Below are 24,188 nucleotides of genomic sequence, written 5' to 3' on the forward strand. Positions count from 1 at the left end.
CCGGCCAGACCCGCACGACCACCAGCCGGCGCGCCACTCTCGCCCGGACGCGACGAAGGCGCGGCGGACCCCGCCTCTGGGGGCGTCCCGGATGTCTCCGGGACGGCCCGCTCGGGGTCCACCGCGCCTTGCGTCACTGGGCGGACGGCTGCGTCAGCAGGTCGTCAGCTCTTGGCGCCGGCCTTGGCCGGGATGGTGTCGCGCTTCTCGCGGATCTTGGCAGCCTTGCCGCGCAGACCACGCAGGTAGTAGAGCTTGGCGCGACGGACGTCACCGCGGGTCACGACCTCGATCTTGTCGATGACCGGGGTGTGGAGCGGGAAGGTGCGCTCGACGCCGACACCGAAGGAGATCTTGCGGACGGTGAAGGTCTCGCCGACGCCGCCGCCGTGGCGACGGATGACGATGCCCTGGAACACCTGGACACGCGAGCGCGTGCCCTCGATGACCTTGACGTGGACCTTGAGGGTGTCGCCGGCGCGGAACTCGGGAACGTCCGAGCGCAGCGATGCGGCGTTGATCTCGTCAAACGTGTGCATGATGCTTCGCTTTCCTGGGTGCCACAGGCCACCTCGTCACAAAGGTGTGGATGCGTCCGTCGGGCCGCGTCAGGTCACCGGTGCTGCTGGTCGTGCGAGGTGGTGACCCGACTCCCCCTGTGGCAGGGGCCGTCATGTGCCGGACGCAAGGAGCAAGTCTGCCAGAGCACGCGGCATACCTGAAATCGGTGGGGCGAGCGTATGCCGGCCGTGCCCTAGCGTGGGCCCGTGAGCGTCTCCCCCGGCTGGCCCGTCTACGTCTGTCTCGTCGTCCTCATGCTCGTGACCGTCGTCGCCAACCGCGTCAGCGGCATCGGCCTCGGTCGCCAGTCGGCGGTCGCCGGCGCCCGGGCCGTCGTGCAGCTCGGCCTCGTGGCGCTCGTCATCACCGCGGTCGTCGGCTCCCTGTGGTGGTCGTTCGTCGCCGTGGGCGCGATGTTCGCGACGGCGGTCGCCACGACGTCCAAGCGCGTCGGCGCGCCGGGCACGTGGCCCTGGGCGGCCGCCGCGATGGCGTGCGGCGTCGTCCCGGTCGTGGGGATCGTGCTGGCCACGGGCTCGGTGCCGCTGACGGGGATCGCCGTCATCCCCGTGGCCGGGATCGTCATCGGCAACACGATGACGGTGCACACGCTCGTCGGTCGGCGCACCTTCGCGGCGCTGCGCGAGGAGCACGGGCAGTACGAGGCGTCGCTCTCGCTCGGGCTCACCTCGAGCCAAGCCATCGACGAGATCATCGCCCGCCGCGTCCCGGAGGGCATCGTGCCGAGCCTCGACCAGGTGCGCACCTCGGGCATCGTCACGCTGCCGGGCGCCTTCATCGGCGTCATGCTCGGCGGCGGCAGCGCGGTCCAGGCCGCGACGGCCCAGGTCCTCGTGCTCTTCGCGATCATGGCGACGCAGTCGATCACGGCCGGCGTCCAGGCCGCCCTGATCCGGCGGCGCCTGCTGCTGCCGGACGACCTCGGCCTCGCGCTCGTGTCGTGACGGGCGCGCGGGTCAGCGGCGACGACGCTTGACGAGCGTGACCGCCCCGGGGATCGACGCGGGCTGCTCGACGAGGCGGTAGCCGGCCTTCTTGTACAGCCGCAGGTTGTCCGTGCTGCGCGCCCCCGTGTGGAGGGTGAACGTGCGTATGCCGTCCGGCGCGGTCGACTCGGCGTGCTCGAGGAGGCGTCGGCCGAGTCCACGGCCCTGCAGGTCCGGGACGACGCAGAGGCGACCGATGAACCAGTCGTCGGCGTCGGGTCCGGTGCGCGACGTGCGCACCGCGCCGACGAGGCGGCCGCCGCTGCGGGCCACCCAGGTCTGCGTGCGCTCGAGGCTCGCGCGGACGTCGTCGAGGCTCTCGTGCAGGGCGGGGATCTCGAGGGTCCCGCCCGCGACGGCCTCCTGCACCCAGCAGGCCCGCATCAGCACGCCGAGCTCGGGCACGTCGCCCGGCGTCGCGGCGCTGATCTCGATGTCACCGGCGTCGGTGCCGTGCGAGGCGTGCAGCAGGTCGGGCCGGCGCGCTGCGGTGCGGGCGAGCCGCTGCTCGTGACGCCACGCGGCGATGGCGCCGTGGTTGCCCGAGAGCAGCACCGGAGGCACCTCGCGGCCGTTCCACGAGCTCGGCTTGGTGTAGATGGGGTACTCGAGCAGCCCGTCCTCGTGCGACTCCTCGACGAGCGACGCGGCGTTGCCGATGACGCCGGGGACGAGCCGTCCGACGGCCTCGACCATGGCGAGCACGGCGACCTCGCCGCCGTTGAGGACGTAGTCGCCGAGGCTGACGACCGAGACCTCGAGACCGAGGTCCTCACGGGCGTGGTCGTAGACGCGCTCGTCGATGCCCTCGTAGCGCCCGCAGGCGAAGGCGAGCCACGGCTCCTGGGCGAGCTCGCGCGCGAGCGCCTGGGTGAACGGCTGTCCACCCGGCCCGGGGACGATGAGCCGCGGCTTGGCGCCGGCCGGGTTGTCCTGTGCCAGAACGTGGTCGAGCGCCTCGGACCATGGCTGGGGCTTCATGACCATGCCCGCTCCGCCGCCGTACGGGGTGTCGTCGACGGTGCGGTGCCGGTCGTGGGTGAAGTCGCGCAGGTCGTGCACCCGGACGTCGAGCAGGCCGTCCTCGCGGGCCTTGCCGATGAGCGACAGGTCGAGCGGGGCGAGGTAGTCGGGGAAGATCGTGACGACGTCGACGCGCATGGCGGGCGTCGGCGCCCCCTCATGGGGCACGCTCACTCGGTGCCCTCGCGGTAGAGGTCGAAGAGGCCGGGCGGCGGGTCGACGACGACGTGGTCGTCGGCGACGACCGGCACGATGCGCTTGACGAAGGGCACGTAGGCCGTGACGCCGTCGGTGAGCGTCACGACGAGGCGGTCCTGGGCGGGACCGATCTCGAGACCGCTCACGGTGCCGACCTTCTCTCCGCTCGTGTCACGCACCTCGAGGCCGACGAGGTCCTCCTCGTAGAAGGCCTCGTCCTCGTCCTGGGGGTCCGACTCGGGCAGCACGAGCCGGGTGCCGCGCAGGCTCTCGGCGCCGGTGCGGTCGGGGATCTCCTCGAAGGTGAGCAGCCAGATGCCGCGGTGCACCCGCGTCGACGCGATCGTGAGGGTCTTGGGCACCCCGGACCCCGGGTCGGCCTCGGTCGCGATGACGGTGCCGACGGCGAACCGCGTCTCGGGGTCGTCCGTGTGCAGCTGGACGGTCACCTCTCCCTGCAGGCCATGGGGTTTGCCGATGCGGGCGAGGACGACGTTCATGGCCCGAATCCTCTCAGTTCTGTGGGCCCCACGAGACCAGTGGGCCGGAGAAGGGCTGCGGGGACGAGCAAGAGGGGCGCCCCGGAAGATCCGGGACGCCCCTCTCGGTGACTCGGGTGGAGTCGGCGCTCAGCGCGCGCGGTCGGTGTCGACGATGTCGACGCGCACGTTGTTGTTGCCCGCGAGGGCGCCGACGACGGTGCGCAGCGCGCTCGCCGTGCGGCCGGAGCGGCCGATGACGCGGCCGAGGTCGTCGGGGTGGACCCGGACCTCGAGCAGCTCACCGCGACGCAGCTCCTTGCGGCGCACGACGACGTCCTCGTCGTGGTCGACGATGCCCTTGACGAGGTGCTCGAGCGCCTCCTCGAGCATGCTCAGGCCTCGGCCTTCGCGGCCTCGTCGGCAGCAGCCTCGGCCGGGGCCTCGGTCTTCTCGTCAGCCTTCTCGTCGGCCTTGGCCTCAGCCTTGGGCTCGGCCTTCTTGGCGGCCTTCTTGCGCGGCGTCGGGCCGTCGGTGCCGGCGTCGTTCTTGCCACCGGCAGCGGCGACAGCGGCCTCGTAGAGGTCCTTCTTCGAGGTCTTCGGCTCCTTGGTCTGGAGCTTGCCCTCGTCGACGATCTTGATAAGCGCCGCGACGGCCTCGGTCGGCTGCGCGCCCTGGCCCAGCCAGTAGTGCGCGCGCTCGATGTCGATGTCGATGAGCGACGGCTGCTCGGTGGGGTGGTACTTGCCGATCTCCTCGATGGCACGGCCGTCGCGCTTCGTGCGCGAGTCCATGACGACGACGCGGTAGTACGGTGCACGGATCTTGCCCATGCGCTTCAGACGGATCTTGACTGCCATGGTGGCGGTCTCCTCAACCAGTAGTGAGCGCGGCGAGACCGACTGGGTTCAGCCGGGGTGCCGACGCTCGGTGTGTAGGCGTCCGGTCCAGCCGAGAGGGGGCCGGACGGGTACAGCCCTCCATTCTGCCAGACCCGGAGGGGTGCTCCGGACACGCCCCCGTGAGGGCGTATGCCGTCCGCCTCCGTCAGGCGTGCGCCGCGCGGACCGCGAGGGCCTGCCTCACGACCTCGCGCCGCGGCACGTCGACGGCGTTGTCGAGGACGGGCACGCCCGAGGGCTCGTAGCCGGCGCGGGCCAGGCCCATCCGCAGCTCGGGGCCGGAGAGCCGGCACTCCACCACCCCGCCGACGGGAGAAGCGCGGAGCAGCTCGAAGAGCGCGGCCGTGCTGTCGACGACGCTCGCCGAGAAGAGCGGGATGCCGAGCTCGGCGGCGACTGCCGCGGCCAGGCTGACGCCCGCGTAGCCGTAGCCCGGGCCGCTGGGGCCGGTGACGACGCACGCGGTGCGCCGGTGCCCGTGCGGTCGGTAGGGCACGGCCGGCCAGTCGCTCGAGAGCAGGGTGAAGCGGTCGTGGTCGCGCCAGTCGCGCCGTCCGTCGAGGCCCGGCAGGTGCAGGAAGTCGCGGGAGAAGCCCTCGTGGACGAAGCCGAGGGAGCGCACGAGCCCGGCTGAGCGGTGGTTGGCCGGCTGGATGTTCGCCTCGATGCGGTGCAGGCCCATCCCCTGCGGCGGGTCGGCGAAGACGAGGTCGAGCGTGAGCCGCAGCCCCTCGGCGAACAGGCCCCGGCCGGCATACGGGTCGTAGGAGTCGTAGCCGATCGTCGCGCTGCGGAACGAGCCGCCGACGACGTTGGCGACGTTGATCCGGCCGACGAGCCCGTGCGAGCCCTCGGCATCGAGGGCGTGCACCATGAACGTGCGGTAGGTCGGTGACTGGCTGTCGAGGACGACCGGCAGGTTGTGCGGGTTGGGGATCGCGAAGTCGGCGAGGCGCCGCTCCGAGAGGGTGACGGCAGCGGCATACGCTTCGATGTCGGTCACGGACGGCGGGCGCACCTCGACCCGCTCCCCCGTCGCGGTGAGCGGCGGCTCGGCGGCAGCGGGCTCTGTGGGGTGCTCCCCGGGGCGCTCTCCCTGGCGCTCGGCGGCGCGGTCAGACGACAACGCGGCCTCGCAGCACGACGCCGAGCGGGTCGGCGACGACGGTGACGTCGGCCAGCGGGTCGGCGGCGTACACGACGAGATCGGCGTCCTCGCCCTCGACGATGCCGGGCCGGCCGAGCCACTCCCGGGCGCCCCACGTCGCCGCGGCGACGACCTCGGCGTTGCTGAGGCCCGCCTTGGTCAGCTCGACCATCTCTTGGGCGACGAGCCCGTGCGGGAGGCTGCCCCCGGCGTCGGTGCCGACGTAGATCGGCACGCCGGCCTCGTGCGCCGCCCCGACGGTGGCGTAGCGCCGCTCGTGCAGGTCGAGCATGTGCCGGTGGTAGTCGGGGAACTTCTCCTTGGCCGGCTCCGCGAGGTCGGGGAACTGGGCGATGTTGACGAGGGTCGGCACGATGGCGATGCCCTGCGCGGCGAAGGTGTCGATCGAGTCCTCCTGCAGGCCCGTCGCGTGCTCGATGCAGTCGATGCCGGCGGCTGCGAGGTCGCGCAGCGACTCCTCGCCGAAGCAGTGCGCGGTGACCCGGACGCCCTCCTCGTGGGCCGCCGCGATGGCGTCGGCGACGGCCTGGCGCGACCAGCTCGGGGCGAGGTCGCCGACGTCGCGGTCGATCCAGTCGCCGACGAGCTTGACCCAGCCGTCGCCGCGGTGCGCCTCGAGCCGGACGTGGCGGGCGAGTTCGTCCTCCTCGACCTCGTGCGCGTAGTTGCGGATGTAGCGGCGGGTGCGCGCGATGTGGCGCCCGGCGCGGATGATCTTCGGCAGGTCCTCGCGGTCGTCGACCCAGTGCGTGTCGCCGGGCTGGCCCGCGTCGCGGATGAGGAGCGTGCCGCGGTCGCGGTCGGTGATCGCCTGCTGCTCGGCCTCGTCGCGCGGCACGGCGCCGTGGGGGCCGAGGCCGACGTGGCAGTGGGCGTCCACGAGCCCGGGCAGCACCCAGCCCTCGAGGGTCTGTACGTCGCTGCGGTCCGACGGCGGCGTGAAGGACACGCGCCCGCCGACCACCCACAGCTCGTCGACGACCTCGTCGGGACCGACGAGCACGCGACCGCGGACGTGGAGCACCGGTGCACTCATGGTCCCGACCCTAACCTCCGAGCCCCTCCGGTCCGGGGAGGGACATCCGCCCGAGGCTCAGGCGATCGAGGCCACGACGATGAGCGAGACCGCGAGCTGCACCGCGGCCGCGACGACCGACGCCGGGTGGAACTCGCGCTGCGTCACGAGCTCGGCCATGTCTCCGGGTGTCACGAGGTCGAGCAGCCGGAAGGCGAGGGCCTGGAGCAGCACGCCGAGGACGCCGAAGACGACGGTCCAGCCGAGCGCCACCCCGAGCGAGCCGGTCGCGTTGGTCCAGATCGCCGCGAAGACGACGAACCCCAGCCCGAGCAGTCCGGCGGCGAGCACGATGGCCGCGTTGACGGACCTCTCGGTCCAGATGTGCGAGCCGAGGTGGCCGGGTGTCACGAGGTCGAGCGCGGCGTAGCCCAGGCCGAGCACGGCGATGCCGACCACGGCGTAGACGAGGGCGTATCCGGTGTGGACGAGCAGGTCCATTCAGGGCTCCAGCTTCAGGGATGGGTTTCGGGGTCCAGGCAAGGGTGGTGACGTCGTGCGGTGGGGCGCTCAGGGCTCGGCGACCCACGAGGCGACCTGCTCGGGGCTCGAGCGGGGCGCCAGCATTCGGTGCGGCACGAACCGGGCGCCGGTGTTGGTCACGAGGTTCGTCGACTCGCGGATGCCGAGACCCGCGGGCTTGCCGTCGACGACCCACGTGCCGAGCACGGGGTGGTTGCCGTCGTAGTCGGGCAGGGGTGCGTACTGCTGGTAGACCCGCTGCTGGCCCTCGGTGCGCAGTCGCGGCGAGCGCTCCTCGCCGTCCGGACCGACGACGTCGACGCCGTCACCCTCCCAGCCGAAGAGCGGCTTGGAGGCGTATGCCGTGAGGCCGTGCGGGTGGTCGAAGTACGCCGGGAGCAGGTTGGGGTGGCCGGGGAACATCTCCCACAGCACCGGCAGCAGCGCCTTCGAGCCGGCGAGCAGCTTCCACGGCGGCTCGATCCACTGGGTGGTGGAGGCGCCGCCGAGCAGGTAGCCGCCGAACGGGGAGTCGAGCATCCACTCGGTCGGGTACATCTTGAAGCAGTGCGTGATCGGCTCGCCGTGCACGTCGACGAAGCGGCGCTGCCCGTGGTGCCAGCCGACGTCCTCCATCGTGATGCCGAGCGCCACGAGCCCGGCCTCCTGAGCGGTGTCGCGCAGGTAGGCGACGGTGGCCCAGTCCTCGGTCGGCTCGTCCTGGCCGACCGCGAAGTGCACGGCCCGCACGCCGGTGCGGGCCCGCATGCGGCGCCAGCCCTCGACGAGCCTCTCGTGCAACAGGTTCCACTGGTCGAGCGCCGGGTGGAGGTCCTCCAGCCAGAACCACTGGCACACCGCGGCCTCGACGAGACCGGCCGGGGTGTCGGCGTTGTACTCGAGCAGCTTGGCCGGCCCGTCGCCGTCCCAGGCGAGGTCGAACCGGCCGTAGACCGACGTCGCGTCAGGGTCCGACAGCGACGCCGCGAGCCACGCGCCGGCCCCGTCGGGCAGACCGTGACGGGCGATGAGACCCGGGTCGTGGGCCATCCGGTGCACGGCGGCGACGGTCATCCGGTGCAGCTCGCCGGTGGCCCGCTCGAGCACCTCGACGTCGGCCTCGGTGAGCTCGTAGCAGGCGGACTCGTCCCAGTACGGGACGGCACTGCCGTCGTCGGCGCGGTCGACGGCATACGACAGGCCCTGCTGCTCGACGGTGCGCAGCCAGTCCGGACGCGGCGTGCTGGGGAGGCGGTCCACGCTCAGCCGCCGACCGAGAAGCCGTGCCCCGAGAAGCCGCCCCGTGTCACGACCCCACCGTCGGCCTTGAACCCGCTCCCCCACGACTTGCTGGAGGGCGGCGCGGTGTACGAGCCGCCCGCGACGCGGGCACCGATGGCCGGCGCCGCGACACCGCGAGGGACGAAGTACCAGCCGTGGCCGCCGTGGAAGCCGGCGGAGTGGTGGTCGTCGCACCGGTCGTCGGCGATCCGCGTCTGGGTCGCCTCGTCGACGCAGACCCCGGCGAAGTCGTGGTCGTCGTCCTGGACGGCGCCGTAGATGCCGAGGGAGGCGAGCGCCACGGCCCCCACCGTGACGGCGGCGGACTTGCGGGTCATGGGCATGCTGGGACGGCTCTCCTCGGGATCGTCGGGTCCCGACCGTCGCCGGGACGCGCCTCCGACGTGCCGGGAGCGCCGTCGGATCCGTCGGTCGGGACGGATTCTTCAGGACGGTCCCGTGGCCCGGGACACCGTCCCGGCAGGCCGACCGGTCAGCGGCCCCCGCCGAGGAACTTCTCGAAGCCCTTGGGCAGGTTCGCGGCGTCGAAGCCGGCCAGCGGGTCGGCGTCGCCTGCTGCGTCGCCCCCAGCCGGAGGAGCACCGAAGGCGCTCGCGGCGGAGGCCGCACGCCCGGAGGCGGCCTTCTCCGCGGCGGCTCGCTCCTCGGCGGCACGCTTGGCCGGGTTGCCGCTCTTGCTCTTCTTGCGCTGCGGCTGCTGCTTGCCGCGCTTGCCGGCACCGGGGATGCCCGGCATGCCGGGGATGCCGCCACCGCCGCCGCGAGCCATGGACTTCATCATCTTCTGGGCCTGGCCGAAGCGCTCGAGCAGCTGGTTGACCTCGGTGACGGTGACGCCCGAGCCCTTGGCGATGCGGGCGCGGCGCGAGCCGTTGATCTGCTTGGGGTGGGTGCGCTCGAACGGCGTCATCGAGCGCACCATCGCCTCGACGCGGTCGAACTCGCGGTCGTCGAAGGCGTCGAGCTGGTCACGCATCCCCTGCATGCCCGGCATCATCTTGAGCATCGACTTGAGCGAGCCCATCTTCTTGATGGCGTTCATCTGCTGGAGGAAGTCCTCGAAGGTGAAGTCCTCCTCCGCGAGGAACTTGCGCGCCATCTCGTCGGCCTGGCGCTTGTCGAACGCCTTCTCGGCCTGCTCGATGAGGGTGAGCACGTCACCCATGTCGAGGATGCGGCTGGCCATGCGGTCGGGGTGGAACACCTCGAAGTCGGTGACCTTCTCGCCGACCGACGCGAACATGATCGGCTCGCCGGTGATCTCGGCGACCGACAGGGCCGCTCCACCGCGCGCGTCACCGTCGAGCTTGGACAGCACGACGCCGGTGAAGGCGACGCCCTCGTGGAAGGCCTGGGCGGTCTCGACCGCGGCCTGGCCGATCATCGCGTCGAGGACGAAGAGCACCTCGTCGGGCGAGATCGCGGCGCGGATGTCGCCGGCCTGCTGCATGAGGTTGGCGTCGACGGCGAGGCGGCCCGCGGTGTCGACGATGACGACGTCGTACTGCTTGGCGCGGGCGTGCTCGATGCCCATGCGCGACACCGAGACCGGGTCGCCGAAGGAGCGGGTGCCCTCTCCGGAGTCGAGGACGGCGTCGTGGCCGCCCATGTTGCCGCGCTCGGGCGCGAAGACGGGGATGCCGGCGCGCTCGCCGACGACCTCGAGCTGGGTGACGGCGTTGGGGCGCTGGAGGTCGGCCGCGACGAGGAGCGGGGTGTGCCCCTGGTCCTTGAGCCAGCGGCCGAGCTTGCCGGCGAACGTCGTCTTGCCCGAGCCCTGGAGGCCGGCGAGCATGATGACCGTCGGCGGCTGCTTGGCGAAACGGATGGTGCGCGTCTGCCCGCCGAGGATGCCGACGAGCTCCTCCTGCACGATCTTGACGACCTGCTGGGCAGGGTTGAGCGCCTGGCTGACCTCGGCACCGAGGGCGCGCTCGCGCACCGACCCGGTGAAGCGCTTGACGACGGGCAGCGCCACGTCGGCGTCGAGCAGGGCGAGGCGGATGTCGCGGATCGTCGCGTTGACGTCGGACTCCGTGAGCCGGCCCTTGCCGCGGAGGTTCTTGAACGTCGCGGTCAGGCGGTCAGACAGGGATGCAAACACCGGGCAAGGCTATCCGCTCCGGCGCGTGGGTCCGACCCGACGCCCGAGGAGGTATGCCGTGAGCGGCCGTCACGCGCGCCGGTTACGTTGGTCGGATGGCTGACCTCATCGACAAGATCGCGTGGATCCACCTCGAGGAGCGCAGGCTGCTCGTGGCCCGCAACGCCGGCCGGGAGCGCTTCTACCTCCCCGGCGGCAAGCGGGAGCCGGGCGAGAGCGACGTGCAGACCCTGGTCCGCGAGCTCGACGAGGAGCTGGCCGTCGCGGTCGAGCCGTCGACGGCGATGCACGTCGGCACGTTCGAGGCCCCGGCCGACGCCCGCACGGACGGGCTGCTCGTGCGCCTCACCTGCTACACCGCCGTCCACACGGGCCGGCTCGTGCCGTCGCGCGAGATCGAGGAGATCGCCTGGATCACGGCCGGGGACGGCGACCGGGTGTCCGCCGTCGACCGGCTCGTCCTCGCCCACCTCCACGAGGCCGACCTGCTCGACTGACGCGCGCCGCTCCCCCGCGTTCGATGTATCTGCGCGGCCCGGGGCCGCGCAGATACATCGAACCGGTATGGGACGAGGGATCGCGCTCAGTCGGCGTCGCAGGTGTCGATGATCATCGCGACGGCCTGGGCGGCCCGCGCCGGCGCGAGCTGCCCACCGCCGAACTCGGTCACGTAGAACGTGTCGAGGGTCTGGCCGGCATACGTGGCGATGTGGGCCGAGCGCACCGACAAGGATGCCCGGGCGAGCGTGATGCCGATGTCCTGGAGCAGGCCGGGGCGGTCGGTCGCGCGGACCTCGATGACGGTCGCGGTGTCGGAGGCACTGCTGATCACCATGGCCCGGGTCGAGTCGACGGACCCCGAACTGGGGCTGCGCACGCCCGAGGACTTGCGCCGCTGCAGCTTGCCCAGGGGCGCGCGGTCCCCCTTGGCGACCCGCACGAGGTCGCGGGCGATGACGGGAGGCAGCGGGGTCTCCCCTCCGGGCGAGTCGACCCACCACTCGTTGACGGCGAGACCGTCGATGGTGCGCACGATGGCCGAGCGCACGACGAAGCCGTGGGCGGCGAGCAGGCCGGCGGTGTCGGCGAAGAGCCCGGCGCGGTCACGGTCGATGATGTCGATGCGGTGCGCGCCCCCGAGGGACGACACGGTGATGTAGGGCTCTCCGGACGCGATGCGACCTCGCGCATCGTCGGAGAGCGGCAGGGTCTCGATGGGTTCGACCACGAGAGGCCCCTCTCCTTCGGTCGGTGGGGTCTGGGCGGTCAGCGCCGTGCGACAGGCCTGGTAGAGACGCTGGACGAGACCGGCGCGCCAGTCGCTCCACGCCTTGGGACCGGCCGCCGACGCGTCGGCCTCGGTCAGGGCGCGCAGCAGGTCGAGGGTGGCTGCGGAGCCGTCGACGGCCTGGGACAGCGCGGCGATGGTCGCGGGGTCCTCGGGGTCGCGCCGCGTGGCGAGGTCGACGAGGGTGAGGTGCTCGCGGACGAGGCGCACGACGGTGCGACGGTCGGCGTCGGTGACACCCATCCGCCGGAGCACCGTGTCGGCGAGCTCGGCCCCGGTGACCGCGTGGTCCTGCGACCCCGGCACCTTGCCGATGTCGTGGAGCACCGCGGCCAGCATGAGCAGGTCGGGGCGGGCGACGTCGCGGACCATCCCGCTCGCCGCGACGACGGTCTCGATGAGGTGGCGGTCGACCGTGTGCCGGTGGACGGCGTTGCGCTGCGGCCGGCTGCGCACCGCCTTCCACTCCGGGATCCAGCGCTCGACCACACCCGCGAGGTCGAGGCCCTCCCACACCGTGACGAGGCCGGGACCGGACGCGAGCAGGTCGGCGAAGAGGTTGCGGGCGACCTCGGGCCACGGCTCGGGCAGCGCGGGCGCCGTGGCGGCGAGGTTCTTCAGGGTCGTCGGTGACAGCGGGATGCCACCGCGCGCGGCGACGACGGCGGCGCGCAGCGGGATGATCGCGTCGGACGACAGGTCGGCCGACGGCCCGAGGACCGCCTCGCCGTCGTGCCGGTAGAGGCCGTAGCCGAGCGGCGCCAGCTGCGGACGGCGCGGGCCGACGCGAAGCGTCCTGGCGCGCTGGGACTGCATGGCACGACGCAGGGTGCCGTCGACGGCATACGCGATCGTGCGGGCAGAGGTCGAGAGGTCGGTGAGGAGGTCGTCCGAGTCGCTGTAGCCGAGCAGGGCGGCGCAGGCGTCCTGGTCGTCGCGGGTCAGCCGGTCGCGCCCGCGTCCGGTGACGACGTGGATGGCGTCGCGGACGTCGAGGATGCGCTCGTAGGCCTCGTCGACCTCGCCGTGCGGGCGGTCGGTGAGCCAGGCGGCCGTCAGGGCCCGCAGCACCGACATGTCGCGCAGCCCGCCATGCGCCTCCTTGAGGTCGGGCTCGATGAGGTGCGCGAGGTCGCCCTGGCGGGCGTGGCGCTGCACGACCGACTCGTGCATCTCGCCGAGCCGGGTGCGGGCGTTGGCCCGCCAGTCGTGGGCCACCGTGGACCGGGCCGCGTTGACGACGTCGGCGTCACCGGCCACGTGCGTCAGGTCGAGCAGTCCCACCGCGGCGGACAGGTCGTCGGAGGCGACGGCCCGGCAGTCGGCCACGGTGCGGACGCTGTGGTCGAGCCGGACCCCCGCGTCCCAGATCGGGTACCAGAGCTTGTCGGCGAAGGCGCCGACCTCCTTGCCCGACAGGCCGCGCGGGTGGTGCACGAGCACGAGGTCGTAGTCGCTGAGCGGTCCGCTGTCACCGCGGGCGAGCGAGCCGACCGCGGCGAGCGCCACGCCTTCGTGCCGCCGCCCGGCGCAGGCCTCGCGCCACAGCTCCTGGAGCCATCCGAACCCGAACTCCGCGAGCGCCCGGCGCCGGGTCTGGCCGGCGCCGGGCGTCGCGAAGGTGCGGGTGCCGGCGAGGTCGAGACGTCGTGAGGTCACATCCGTCATGTCAGGTCTCGCCGTCCCCTAGTGGTGCGTGTGCTGGTTTCGTGGGTGCTGCTGAGTACTGCTCAGGTGCTCGCGTGGCCGTCGACGCTCAGAGGGCGTCGACGCCCCGCTCGCCGGTGCGGACCCGCACCACCTCGTCGACCGGGACGGCCCAGATCTTGCCGTCACCGATGCGACCGGTCTGCGCGGCCTTGAGGATGACCTCGAGGACGTCCGAGGAGTCGACGTCGTCGACGAGGACCTCGAGGCGCACCTTCGGCACGAAGTCGACGGTGTACTCGGCGCCGCGGTAGACCTCGCTGTGGCCGCGCTGGCGGCCGTAGCCGCTGGCCTCGCTGATGGTCATGCCGGCCACCCCGAAGGCCTCCAGGGCCTCCTTCACCTCGTCGAGCTGGTGGGGCTTGATGATGGCGGTGATGAGCTTCATGCGTTGGCTCCTTCGGCCTTGGCGGCCTGGACGACGGGACGGGACGTGGTGCGGCCACCCGAGGCGGGGAACCCGCCGATCTCGTACCCGGACTCGGCGTGGACGGCCTGGTCGATGCCCTCGGACTCGGCGTCGTCGGAGATCCTCCAGCCGAGCGTGGCCTTGAGGGCCAGGGCGATGGCGTAGGTCAGGACGAACGACAGCACGAGCGAGATGACGGCGATGAGGACCTGCAGCACGGTCTGCTGCCAGCCGCCGCCGTAGAAGAGCCCGGTCTTGGTGGCGAGCAGGCCGGCACCGACGGTGCCCCAGAGGCCGGCGACGAGGTGGACCCCGACGACGTCGAGCGAGTCGTCGTAGCCGAACTTGTACTTGAGGCCGACGGCGAGGGCCGAGAGGCCACCGGCGACGGCACCGAGGATGATCGAGCCGACGGGCGAGAGGGCCCCACAGGCCGGGGTGATGGCGACGAGACCGGCGACGACACCGGACGCGGCACCGAGCGAGGTCGCGTGACCGTCACGGATCTTCTCCACGACGAGCCAGCCGATGGCCGCGGCGCAGGTGGCGACGGTCGTGTTGAGCCACACCGAGGAGGCCACGCCGTCGGCGGCGAGCTCCGAGCCGGCGTTGAAGCCGAACCAGCCGAACCACAGCAGGCCGGCGCCGATCATGACGAGGGGCAGGTTGTGGGGACGCATCGCGACCTTGCCGAAGCCGAGGCGCTTGCCGACGACGAGCGCGAGGGCGAGGCCCGCCGCACCGGCGTTGATGTGCACGACCGTGCCGCCGGCGAAGTCGATGGGCAGGACGCTCGCGACCCCGTCGGTCGCGCCGAAGAGCTTGGCCGACAGGCCACCCTCGGCGCCCGAGAGCAGGCCGCCGCCCCAGACCATGTGGGCGATCGGGAAGTAGACGACGGTGACCCAGATGACCGCGAAGGTGATCCAGGTGCCGAACTTGACGCGGTCGGCGATGGCGCCGCTGATGAGCGCGACGGTGATGACGGCGAACGTCAGCTGGAAGCCCGCGTAGATGTACTCCGGGATCCAGACGCCGACACCGAACGGGTCGATGAGCCGTGCCGCTCCGTCGGCGCCGGTGAGCTGGCTGAGCCCGAAGAGGTGGAACGGGTTCGAGAAGATGCCCGCGATGTCGCCGCCACCGTCCTGCAGGTTGCCGAACGACATCGAGTAGCCCCACAGCACGTAGACGATGCCGACGACGGCCATGGCGCCGAAGCTCATCATCATCATGTTGAGGACGGACTTGCTCCGGGTCATGCCGCCGTAGAAGAGGGCGAGCCCGGGCGTCATCAGGAGGACCATCGAGGACGCGATGAGCATGAATGCGGTCGCGGCCTCGTTGATCACTGGTGGTTCTGCCGCGAAGGGCATCAGTGCTGGTGTCATGCGAGGAGTCTGGGGACGGGCCGTTTCACCGGCGCGCTCCGTTTGTTACAGCCGTGTCAACAAGACCGCGCCGGTGTTAGCGGATGGTTTCCCGCCACACGCGCGTCCGCATCGTGGAAGGGATGCCCAAGGGGCGGACCGACCGGGGACACGTATGCCGTCCGGCTGAGCCGGACGGCATACGTGAGCGAAGGGAGCGCGGACGGTCACATGACGATGGCGTCGACGAAGGCCTCGGGGTCGAAGGGGGCGAGGTCGTCGGGCCCCTCGCCGAGCCCGACGAGCTTGACCGGGACGCCGAGCTGGCGTTGCACCGCGACGACGATGCCGCCCTTGGCCGTGCCGTCGAGCTTGGTCAGCACGATGCCGGTGACGTCGACGGCCTGGGAGAAGACCTTGGCCTGCTGGAGGCCGTTCTGTCCGGTCGTGGCGTCGAGGACGAGCAGCACCTCGTCGATCTCGCTCTGCTTCTCGATGACGCGCTTGACCTTGCTCAGCTCGTCCATGAGGCCGACCTTGTTGTGGAGGCGACCGGCGGTGTCGATGATGACGACGTCGGCCTCCTCCTCGATGCCGGCCTTGACGGCGTCGAAGGCGACGGCGGCCGGGTCGGCGCCGTCCTTGTCGGACCGGACGGTCGGCACGCCCACGCGCGCACCCCACGTCTCGAGCTGGTCGGCGGCGGCCGCGCGGAAGGTGTCGGCCGCGCCGAGGATCACCTCGCGGTCCTCGGCGACGAGGACGCGGGCGAGCTTGCCGACGGTCGTCGTCTTGCCGGTGCCGTTGACTCCGACGACGAGGATGACGGCGGGGCGGTCGCCGACGCGGCTGCTCGCGATGCGGCGGTCCATGTCGGGCTGGACGAGGCTCAGCAGATCCTCGCGCAGCCACCCGCGGACGGTGGCCTCGTCGGTGGTGCCGTCGATCTTGACGCGCGTGCGCAGCGAGTCGACGAGCTCGGTCGTGGCCTCGACCCCGAGGTCGGAGCCGATGAGGGTGTCCTCGACCTCCTCCCAGGCCTCCTCGTCGAGCCTGCCGCGCGAGAGGAGGGCGAGCAGGCCCTGCCCGATGGAGGAGTTGGACCGGGCGAGGCGGGCGCGGAGGCGCTGGAGGCGGCCGCGGGCCGACTCGGGACGCTCGAGCGTGGGCTCGGGCGTCGTGGGCGCGGTCGGCGCCGTGGGGGCGGTGGTCTCGACCTCGGCGGGAGCGCCCGGCGCCTCGGGAGGCGCGATGGTGTCGGCCCCGCCGGTCGGTGGCCGGCGGTCGAGGTCCTCGGCGGGCAGGCCCGGACGGGCCGGAGGGGCCTCGCGCTCGAGGGTGCGCCCGCGTCCCCGGAGCAGGTTGACGCCGTAGCCGACGGCCCCGAGGAGGATGACGACCCCGATGATGACGAAGATCAAGACTGTGTCCACGTCAGCCATCCAACCACGGTCGGGCGGGGTCGCCGTCCGCCCGTGAGCGCCCCCGAGGGGCGCCGACGAGGCGGTCCGGACAGCGCTCGGCCACCGGCGGAGACCGGCGGCCGAGGGTGTGGGCAGGTGGTCGGACGCGGCCTAGTGGGTGCGGGCGCGCGGTCGGCCGAGGGCCCCTGCGCGGCGGCGTGCCGAGCGTGCGACCCCTTCCCCCTTGGTGGTGAGCAGGTCGCGGCCGCCACGGTGCGCAGGCACCGCGACGACGCCGACGACCGCCACACCGAGCACGGTGACGACGAGCATCGAGATGACCAGGAAGACCATGTGACAAGAGTGACGCATGTGACTGGTGAGACGCAAATAGCATGAAGTGACGATTTGGCAACTCGAACGTCGCCGTGCCCACCCGGACGCACGCGAGAGCGTGCAGCCGAGAGGTCGTGAGGGCACCCTTGCCCTCCCCCGGGCGTGTCGACCGGGGGCGTATGCCGCGTGCCTCAGGCGGAGCGGTCGGCGACGTCGCGCAGGCGCTGGCTCACGACCGTCGTGACACCGTCGCCGCGCATGCTGACGCCGTAGAGGGCGTCCGCGATCTCCATCGTCTTCTTCTGGTGGGTGATGACGATGAGCTGGGAGCTGTCGCGCAGCTCCTCGAAGAGGGTGATGAGGCGGCCGAGGTTGGCGTCGTCGAGGGCGGCCTCGACCTCGTCCATGATGTAGAAGGGCGAGGGCCGTGCCTTGAAGATCGAGACGAGCAGCGCCACCGCGACGAGCGAGCGCTCGCCGCCGGAGAGCAGCGACAGCCGCTTGATCTTCTTGCCCGGGGGCCGGGCCTCGACCTCGAGGCCGGTCGTCAGCATGTTGGACGGGTCGGTGAGGACGAGCCGGCCCTCGCCGCCCGGGAAGAGGCGCTGGAAGACGCGCTCGAACTGGACCGCGGTGTCCTCGAAGGCCTCGGCAAAGACGCGCTCGACGCGCTCGTCGACCTCCTTGACGATGTCGAGCAGGTCGCGCTTGGAGTTCTTGAGGTCCTCGAGCTGCTCGGTGAGGAACTTGTGGCGCTCCTCGAGGGCCGTGAACTCCTCGAGGGCGAGCGGGTTGATGCGCCCGAGGGCGTTCAGCTTGCGCTCGGCCTGTCGGAGCCGCTTCTCCTGGGCCTCGCGCACGAAGGGCACGGGGTCCGGCTGGGGTGCGTCCGGGTCGGCGTCGGGGTCGGGCACCGCCGGCACGAGCTGGTGCGGGCCGTACTCCTCGACGAGGTCGGACGGCGCGATGCCGAGCTCCTCGACGGCCTTGGTCTCGAGCTGCTCGATGCGCAGGCGCTGCTGGGTGCGGGCGACCTCGTCGCGGTGCACGGTGTCGGTCAGCTCGCGCAGCTCGGCCTGCAGGACCGAGATGTCGCGGCGCACGACGGCGAGCTCGGCGTCGCGCTCGGTGCGCTCCGCCTCACCGGCGGCACGCGCCCGGCCGGCCTGCTCGGCCGACTCGACGAGCAGCTCGTGGGCCCACGTGGCAGCAGCGCGCACGGCATCGGCGACGGCGGCCTCGGTGCGACGGCGGGCGCGCTTCTCGGCGAGCCGGCGACGGGTCTCCTCCTCGTGGCGGGCACTGCGCTCGAGCGCGTCGGCGCGGTCCTTGAGGGCGCGCGACCGCTCCTCGCGGGTGCGCAGCGCGAGACGCAGCTCGGTCTCGGCCGCGCGTGCCTCGCGGGCGACGGCCTCGAGCCGGTCGCGCTCCTCCGTCGAGGGCTCGTCGGCGAAGTCGCCCTCGCCGCTCGCGGCCTCGAGGCGCTCGAGGAGGGCGGCATGCTCGGTCTGGTCGGCCTCGAGGGCTGTCATGGCGTCGGCGATGGCCTTCTCGGTGCGCTCGACCTCGGACCGCGCGGCTCGCAGGGTCTGCCCGAGCGAGCCGAGCTTCTCGGCGATCGCGGCCATCCGGGCGTCGCTCTCGTTGAGCCGCTCGAGCGCAGCCTCGACCGCGTCGGCGAGCTCGGCACGGTGCGACTCGGCGCCGGCCACGCGGAACCGGGCCTCCTCGCCCTCACGGGTGGCGCGCGCCATGGCGTCCTGGGCGTCGTCCAGTGCGGCCTGCAGCTCGAGCAGGCTCGGTGCGCTCGTGCTGCCGCCGCGCACGGCCCCGGGGGCGTAGACGTCGCCGCCGCGGGTGACGGCGGTCAGGCCGGGGTGGCTGCGCACGAGGGTGCGGGCGGCGGAGCCGTCGGGCACGAGGGCGACGCGCTCGAGCACCTGGTCGACGGCCGGACGCACGGACGCGGGGCACTCCACGACGTCACGAGCCCAGCGGGCCTCGCCGGGCAGGGCGGGCCAGGAGGCGTGGTCGACGGGCGTGGCCGACTCGGAGACGAGCAGGCTGGCCCGACCGTTGTCGCCGTCGCGGAGGGCGTCGAGGGCGGCGGCCGCCGCCTCGAGGGAGCCGACGGCGAGCGCCTCGGCCGCGGACCCGAGGGCGGCGGCGACGGCGTTCTCGAGGCCGGGCTCGACGGTGACGAGCGAGGCGACCGACCCGAGGATCTCGTGGCTGTCGTCGGCGGCGGCCAGCAGCGCGGCGGCGCCGTCCTTGCGGCTGAGGCTGAGCCCCAGGGCCTCGACGCGGGCGGCGGCCGTGGTGCGGGCGCGCTCGGCGTTCGCCTCGGCCTCCTTCCAACGGGCGAGCTCGGCCTCGGCGGCGTCGAGGCGCTCGGCGGCCTCCTCGTAGGCGGTGTCGAGGCCCTCCTCGCCCTCCTCGTCCTGGGCGACGCTCGACTCGAGGCGGGAGAACTCGTGCTCGGCCTCGGCCGCGCGGGCCTGGGCGGCCTCGATGGTACTGCGCAGCCGTCCGACCTCGGCCTCACGGGCCTCGATGCGCGAGGCCTTGGCGCCGACCTGTCCCCCGAGCTTGGCCAGGCCCTCACGCCGGTCGGCGGCGGCCCGGGCCTCGCGCTGCAAGCGTGTGGTCTCCTCGGCGTGCCCGCGCTCGGCGTCGGTGCGGTTCAGGACCGCCTCCTCGAGGGCGGCCTTGGCCTCGGCGATCTCCTCGAGGAGGTATGCCTCCTGCTCGCGCACCTCGGCGGCCTGCTCGCGCAGCTGCACCGGGTCGCGGCTCTGCCCGGGGGCGTCGGGCTCGTCGTCCTCGCTCAGCAGGCGCACGCGCTCGGCGGCCAGCGAACGGGTCGAGGCCATCCGCTCGACGAGGCGACCGAGCGCGACGTACTCGTCCTGGGCCCGGGTCAGCGCGGGGCGGGCGGCCTCGGCCGCCTCCTCGAGGGTGGACAGCCGGTGGGCGAGGTCGCCGATGGACTCCTCGACCTCGGCGCGCCGCTCGATGAGGGCCGACTCGTCGGCGACCTCCTGCTCGAGCGTGGAGGTCAGCTGGACGAGGTCGTCGGCCAGCAGGCGCAGGCGGGCGTCGCGGGCGTCGGTCTGGATGACGGCGGCCTTGCGGGCCGTCTCGGCCTGGCGACCGAGCGGTCCCAGCTGCCGGCGGATCTCGCCCGTGAGGTCGTGCACCCGGGTGAGGTTGGCCTCCATCGTGTCGAGCTTGCGCAGCGCCCGTTCCTTGCGCTTGCGGTGCTTGAGGACGCCCGCGGCCTCCTCGATGAAGCCGCGGCGCTCCTCGGGGGTCGCGCGCAGGACGGTGTCGAGCTGACCCTGGCCGACGATGACGTGCATCTCGCGGCCGATGCCGCTGTCGGAGAGGAGCTCCTGCACGTCGAGCAGCCGGCAGGGGGTGCCGTTGATGGCGTATTCCGAACCGCCGTTGCGGAACATCGTGCGGGCGATCGTCACCTCGGTGTAGTCGATCGGCAGCGCGCCGTCGGTGTTGTCGATGGTGAGCGCGACCTCGGCCCGACCGAGCGGGGCCCGACCGGACGTGCCGGCGAAGATGACGTCCTCCATCTTGCCGCCGCGCAGCGACTTGGCGCCCTGCTCACCCATCACCCAGGCGAGCGCGTCGACGACGTTGCTCTTGCCGGAGCCGTTGGGGCCGACGATGCAGGTGATGCCGGGCTCGAGACGCATGTGGGTCGCCGAGGCGAAGGACTTGAAGCCCTTCAGGGTGAGGCTCTTGACGTACACGACCCGAGAAATCCTTTGTCAGCCGGCCAGCGATCCCGGTCAGCGTACTAGCCACGGGGCCCTGCACCGGGGAGGCGAGCGCCCCGCGCTGCCGGAGCCCGCCGCAGCCTGCCGCAGCCCGCCGGACGGCATACCGTGGGTGGGTGGACACGGACGAGCGCCGCGGAGGCCCTGCGCAGGACGAGCACGACGTCACCTCGCTCGAGCGGCTGCTCGAGGTCTATCCCGGCACCCCGGCACCGAACAGCCTCGCCAAGGAGTCCCGGACGCTGACGCCCAGCCACACCCGGATCATCGCCGCCGCCCCGTTCGTCGTCATCGCGACGGTCGGCGACGGGGGCCTGGACCAGTCGCCGCGCGGCGACGCCCCGGGGTTCGTCGTCGTCCGCGACGAGCGCACCCTCGTCATCCCGGACCGTCGGGGCAACCACCGCCTCGACACGCTGCGCAACGTCGTCGCCGACCCGCGGGTGGGCCTGCTCTTCCTCGTTCCGGGGCTCGGCGAGGAGCTGCGGGTGCGCGGCACGGCGGTCATCTCGACCGATCCGGGCGAGCTGGCCCGGCACGAGGTCAGGGGCGTCGCGCCCGCCTCGGTGCTCGTCGTCACGGTCGAGCGCGTCTACTTCCAGTGCGCGAGGGCGGTCCGCCGGAGCCGTCTGTGGGACAGCGAGTCCCAGGTGGACCCGAGGACGCTGCCGACGGCCGGCACCATGACCCGCGAGGCCGGTGGCTTCGCCTCGGACGCCGAGGCGGCCGCCTACGACGCAGCCCTCGAGGAGCGACAGCAGGCGACGCTCTACTGACCCGAGCGCGCCCCTACGTGTCGCCGTTGGCGATGCGCTCGTGGTGGTGGATGACCTCGGCGATGATGAAGTTCAGGAACGCCTCGGCGAAGACCGGGTCGAGACCGGCACTGTCGGCGAGCGACCGCAGCCGCGCGATCTGTCGCTCCTCGCGCTGCGGGTCCGCGGCGGGCAGGTGCTGCTCGGCCTTGAGCCGGCCGACCTGCTGGGTGCACTTGAAGCGCTCGGCCAGCAGGTGCACGAGCGCGGCATCGATGTTGTCGATGCTGCTGCGCAGCCGCGCGAGCTCGGCAGGGACCTCGGGGACCTCGGGCACGTCGCTCACCCGGTCAGCCTAGGCGGCTCACCGCTCGACGAATCCGGTGATCCCGTCCCTCGGAACGCCGGGCTGCACGACGACGCTCTCGACGTGGCCGGGGCGGCGCGTCGTCGAGGGGCTCTCGCGCAGCAGCGCCTCGAGGGCGTCGACGGCGTCCGCGCTGCCCTGTGCTACGACCTCGACGCGTCCGTCCGCCGTGTTGCGGGCATGCCCGACGAGACCGAGCTCGAGCGCCCGGGCCCGGGTCCACCACCGGAAGCCGACTCCCTGCACGCTCCCCCGCACGAACATCGTGACCCGCACCGTCTCGTCCGTCGGCCCGCTCGCTGCTCCGTCCACCCCGACACGGTATGCCGCGTGGCGCCGCAACGTGGGCACCACCCGTCACTATGCTCGCGGCAGGCACACCGGTGACTCCACTCACCGCAGCCCACGGAAGGAGCGACGTGACGACGTCGGCGATTTCACGGGCGGATGGCACGAGCCAGACCGCCGGGACGGCCACGGAGGCCACGTCGCGATCCGGTCGTACCCGGCCCGGTACGTCCTCGGGCCGCGGGGCGCACATCGAGGGACTCGACGGGCTGAGGGCCCTCGCCATCGTCGGTGTCCTCGTCTACCACCTCAACGCCTCGTGGCTCCCGGGCGGCTTCCTCGGCGTCGACGTCTTCTTCGTCGTCTCGGGCTTCCTCATCACGACGCTGCTGCTGCGCGAGCGCGAGCGCACCGGCCGCATCGCCCTGTCGCAGTTCTGGGTGCGCCGCGCACGGCGCCTGCTGCCGGCGCTCGTGCTCTGCGTCGTCACGAGCGTGCTCATCGCCCGCGCCGTCAGCTCGGACCTGCTCGTCGACGTCGGCCGGCAGATGCTCGGCGCCCTGACCTTCTCGACGAACTGGGTCGAGATCACGGCGGGCACCAGCTACTTCGACCAGACCGCGCCGCAGCTGTTCATGAACTTCTGGTCGCTGGCCGTCGAGGAGCAGTTCTACCTCCTCTGGCCACTCGTGACGCTGGCGCTGCTCGCGGTCCCGAGCCGGGTGCGGTTGGGGGTCGCGGTGACCGTCGGCGCGGTCTCGGCGGCGGCCATGGCGCTGCTCTTCACCCCGGGTACCGACGCGACCCGCGTCTACTACGGCACCGACACGCACCTGGTCGGGCTCATGGCCGGCGCCGCGCTCGCGTTCGCGTGGGCGAGCCCGCAGCTCGCGCCGTGGGTGGCGCCGTCCCGCTGGGGGCGCCTCGGGACGTATGCCGTCCCGCTCGCCCTCGTGGTCCTGCTCGGCGAGATGGCCCTCCTCGACGAGCAGTCGACGCTGACCTTCCGGGGTGGCATCGTGCTGGCCTCGCTCGCGACCGCCGTCCTTGTCATGGGAGTGGTCGAGCGGCGCCCCGGAGGACCGACCGGGCTGCAGCGCGCCCTGCGTCACCCCGTCGCCGGCTGGGTCGGCGCCCGCTCCTACTCGATCTACCTCTGGCACTGGCCCGTCATCCTGCTCGTGGCCCTCGACAACCCGTCGGCCCCCGGCACCGTGTCGCACCTGCTGACCCGGCTGTGGTGCGTGCTCGTGACGCTCGCCCTCGCCGACCTGACCTTCCGCTTCGTCGAGACGCCCTTCCGCACCCTGGGCTTCCGCGGGGTGGCATCGCGTCTGCGCACCGGCTTGTCCGGCCTCACGCTGCGCGGCAAGCGCGGGCTGGCCGGCGCCGTCACCGCCCTGGCGGTCGTGACGGCCGTCATCGTCCTCACGGCGCCCGACCAGAGCGAGACCGCGCGCATGCTCGCCGAGAACGAGGCCGCGGCGGACGCGGCGGGCGCAGCGGCGCTCGCGACGCCCTCGGCCGGCGCCTCGTCGCCGGTCCCCTCGGCCACCTCGGTCCCCGTGGGCCTGAGCCCGACGCCGGGCGCCTCGGCATCGGGGCCCGCGACGGCGGCCGGCACCAAGGCCTCGTTCACGATGCCCGCGGGCAACGAGATCGACGCCTACGGCGACTCGATCATGGTGGGCAGCCTGCAGGCCCTGCGCTACTACTTCCCGGGCATCCGCATCGACGCGAAGTCCAACCGTCGCTGGTCCGACGGGCTCGCCGAGGTCACGGCCCGCGGCGACGGCAACCGGCGCGCCGTCATCCTCGCCTTCGGCACCAACGCCGGCGTCGACGAGGACCGCGTCAAGCAGGTCCTCGACACCCTCGGGCCCGACCGCATGGTCGTCCTCGTCAACATCATGGGTCCGTTCGCGCGCGTCGACACCGACAACGCCACGCTCGAGCTCGTCGCGCGGGGCCGGCCCAACGTCGTCGTGGCCGACTGGGCCGACGCGATCCGTGCCCACCCGGACCAGGTGCAGTCCGACCGGATCCACCCGACCATCAAGGGCGCCCACCTCTTCTCCAAGACGGTCCGGCAGGCCCTGGCCGACCTCTCCGAGCGGAGGACCGGCAAGGCGGTCGTGCTCAAGGAGCTCCCCATCCCCTGACCGGCCCTGACCGGCCCTGACC

23 protein-coding genes are annotated in these 24,188 nt (G+C 72.6%); 4 read left to right on the plus strand and 19 right to left on the minus strand.

Translation table 11 applies throughout. From position 1 onward, the window contains the following. Positions 1-164: 164 nt before the first annotated feature. Positions 165-539: a 50S ribosomal protein L19 gene (gene rplS, locus U5C87_RS19050; protein WP_030146659.1), complete on the minus strand. Its 375-nt coding sequence runs from the start codon at positions 537-539 to the stop codon at positions 165-167. A 228-nt stretch (positions 540-767) separates the two neighbouring features. Here rplS and U5C87_RS19055 point away from each other — a divergent pair, with 228 nt between their 5' ends. Then, a complete protein-coding gene (locus tag U5C87_RS19055; RefSeq protein ID WP_330474040.1) occupies positions 768-1,526 on the plus strand; it encodes an ABC transporter permease in 759 nt (252 codons plus the stop codon). Positions 1,527-1,538: 12 nt separating this feature from the next. On the opposite strand, the gene trmD is transcribed toward U5C87_RS19055, so the two are convergent. From trmD to ffh, 10 genes are all read right to left on the minus strand, one after another. Next, complete coding sequence (gene trmD, locus U5C87_RS19060; RefSeq protein ID WP_330476719.1) at positions 1,539-2,729, minus strand: tRNA (guanosine(37)-N1)-methyltransferase TrmD; 1,191 nt, start codon at positions 2,727-2,729, stop codon at positions 1,539-1,541. Between the two features lie 32 nt (positions 2,730-2,761). Then, positions 2,762-3,289, minus strand: coding sequence for a ribosome maturation factor RimM (rimM, locus tag U5C87_RS19065; protein WP_330474041.1), 528 nt, complete (start codon positions 3,287-3,289; stop codon positions 2,762-2,764). Positions 3,290-3,418: 129 nt separating this feature from the next. Next, the gene (locus tag U5C87_RS19070; RefSeq protein WP_030146663.1) at positions 3,419-3,661 is read right to left on the minus strand and encodes an RNA-binding protein; all 243 of its coding nucleotides are present in this window, start codon (positions 3,659-3,661) and stop codon (positions 3,419-3,421) included. A gap of 2 nt (positions 3,662-3,663) precedes the next feature. Further along, a complete protein-coding gene (rpsP, locus tag U5C87_RS19075; RefSeq protein ID WP_330474042.1) occupies positions 3,664-4,131 on the minus strand; it encodes a 30S ribosomal protein S16 in 468 nt (155 codons plus the stop codon). 187 nt (positions 4,132-4,318) lie between these two features. Continuing rightward, positions 4,319-5,299 (minus strand): GNAT family N-acetyltransferase, encoded by a 981-nt coding sequence (locus tag U5C87_RS19080; RefSeq protein ID WP_330474043.1) that lies wholly within the window; start codon positions 5,297-5,299, stop codon positions 4,319-4,321. Further along, positions 5,289-6,377, minus strand: a complete 1,089-nt coding sequence (locus U5C87_RS19085; protein ID WP_330474044.1) for an amidohydrolase family protein — start codon at positions 6,375-6,377, stop codon at positions 5,289-5,291. Before U5C87_RS19085 ends, U5C87_RS19080 begins: the two co-directional genes overlap by 11 nt. Positions 6,378-6,434: 57 nt before the next feature. Further along, a complete protein-coding gene (locus U5C87_RS19090; RefSeq protein WP_330474045.1) occupies positions 6,435-6,857 on the minus strand; it encodes a DUF350 domain-containing protein in 423 nt (140 codons plus the stop codon). A 69-nt stretch (positions 6,858-6,926) separates the two neighbouring features. Then, the gene (locus U5C87_RS19095; RefSeq protein ID WP_330474046.1) at positions 6,927-8,138 is read right to left on the minus strand and encodes a glutathionylspermidine synthase family protein; all 1,212 of its coding nucleotides are present in this window, start codon (positions 8,136-8,138) and stop codon (positions 6,927-6,929) included. A 2-nt stretch (positions 8,139-8,140) separates the two neighbouring features. Beyond that, entirely contained in the window at positions 8,141-8,497 is a 357-nt protein-coding gene (locus tag U5C87_RS19100) for a hypothetical protein (RefSeq protein ID WP_330474047.1), read from the minus strand. A 155-nt stretch (positions 8,498-8,652) separates the two neighbouring features. Next, a complete protein-coding gene (ffh, locus tag U5C87_RS19105) occupies positions 8,653-10,284 on the minus strand; it encodes a signal recognition particle protein (protein ID WP_330474048.1) in 1,632 nt (543 codons plus the stop codon). Between the two features lie 95 nt (positions 10,285-10,379). On the opposite strand from ffh, the gene U5C87_RS19110 reads away from it, so the two are divergent. Continuing rightward, the gene (locus tag U5C87_RS19110) at positions 10,380-10,781 is read left to right on the plus strand and encodes an NUDIX hydrolase (protein ID WP_330474049.1); all 402 of its coding nucleotides are present in this window, start codon (positions 10,380-10,382) and stop codon (positions 10,779-10,781) included. Positions 10,782-10,867: 86 nt separating this feature from the next. Here the strand turns inward: U5C87_RS19110 and U5C87_RS19115 are convergent, their stop codons facing one another. From U5C87_RS19115 to smc, 6 genes are all read right to left on the minus strand, one after another. After that, a complete protein-coding gene (locus U5C87_RS19115) occupies positions 10,868-13,240 on the minus strand; it encodes a [protein-PII] uridylyltransferase (RefSeq protein WP_330474050.1) in 2,373 nt (790 codons plus the stop codon). Between the two features lie 88 nt (positions 13,241-13,328). After that, a complete protein-coding gene (locus tag U5C87_RS19120) occupies positions 13,329-13,667 on the minus strand; it encodes a P-II family nitrogen regulator (RefSeq protein ID WP_030146673.1) in 339 nt (112 codons plus the stop codon). Beyond that, positions 13,664-15,079 (minus strand): ammonium transporter, encoded by a 1,416-nt coding sequence (locus tag U5C87_RS19125; protein WP_330474051.1) that lies wholly within the window; start codon positions 15,077-15,079, stop codon positions 13,664-13,666. The genes U5C87_RS19120 and U5C87_RS19125 overlap by 4 nt, the downstream gene beginning before the upstream one ends. 206 nt (positions 15,080-15,285) lie before the next feature. Continuing rightward, a complete protein-coding gene (gene ftsY / locus U5C87_RS19130; protein WP_330474052.1) occupies positions 15,286-16,500 on the minus strand; it encodes a signal recognition particle-docking protein FtsY in 1,215 nt (404 codons plus the stop codon). A 132-nt stretch (positions 16,501-16,632) separates the two neighbouring features. Further along, positions 16,633-16,815: a hypothetical protein gene (locus tag U5C87_RS19135; RefSeq protein ID WP_043415675.1), complete on the minus strand. Its 183-nt coding sequence runs from the start codon at positions 16,813-16,815 to the stop codon at positions 16,633-16,635. Between the two features lie 173 nt (positions 16,816-16,988). Further along, entirely contained in the window at positions 16,989-20,567 is a 3,579-nt protein-coding gene (gene smc / locus U5C87_RS19140; protein ID WP_330474053.1) for a chromosome segregation protein SMC, read from the minus strand. A gap of 143 nt (positions 20,568-20,710) precedes the next feature. Between smc and U5C87_RS19145 the strand changes: the two genes are divergently transcribed. Continuing rightward, positions 20,711-21,370: an MSMEG_1061 family FMN-dependent PPOX-type flavoprotein gene (locus U5C87_RS19145; RefSeq protein ID WP_330474054.1), complete on the plus strand. Its 660-nt coding sequence runs from the start codon at positions 20,711-20,713 to the stop codon at positions 21,368-21,370. A gap of 13 nt (positions 21,371-21,383) precedes the next feature. Here the strand turns inward: U5C87_RS19145 and U5C87_RS19150 are convergent, their stop codons facing one another. Next, entirely contained in the window at positions 21,384-21,695 is a 312-nt protein-coding gene (locus tag U5C87_RS19150) for a chorismate mutase (RefSeq protein ID WP_330474055.1), read from the minus strand. 18 nt (positions 21,696-21,713) lie between these two features. After that, a complete protein-coding gene (locus tag U5C87_RS19155; protein ID WP_443082142.1) occupies positions 21,714-21,980 on the minus strand; it encodes an acylphosphatase in 267 nt (88 codons plus the stop codon). Positions 21,981-22,135: 155 nt separating this feature from the next. Between U5C87_RS19155 and U5C87_RS19160 the strand changes: the two genes are divergently transcribed. Then, on the plus strand, positions 22,136-24,166 hold the full coding sequence (locus tag U5C87_RS19160) for an acyltransferase family protein (RefSeq protein ID WP_330474057.1): 2,031 nt from the start codon (positions 22,136-22,138) through the stop codon (positions 24,164-24,166). The last annotated feature ends 22 nt before the right edge of the window (positions 24,167-24,188 follow it).

Source organism: Terrabacter sp. C0L_2 (genome assembly GCF_036352015.1).
GTDB lineage: Bacteria > Actinomycetota > Actinomycetes > Actinomycetales > Dermatophilaceae > Terrabacter > Terrabacter tumescens.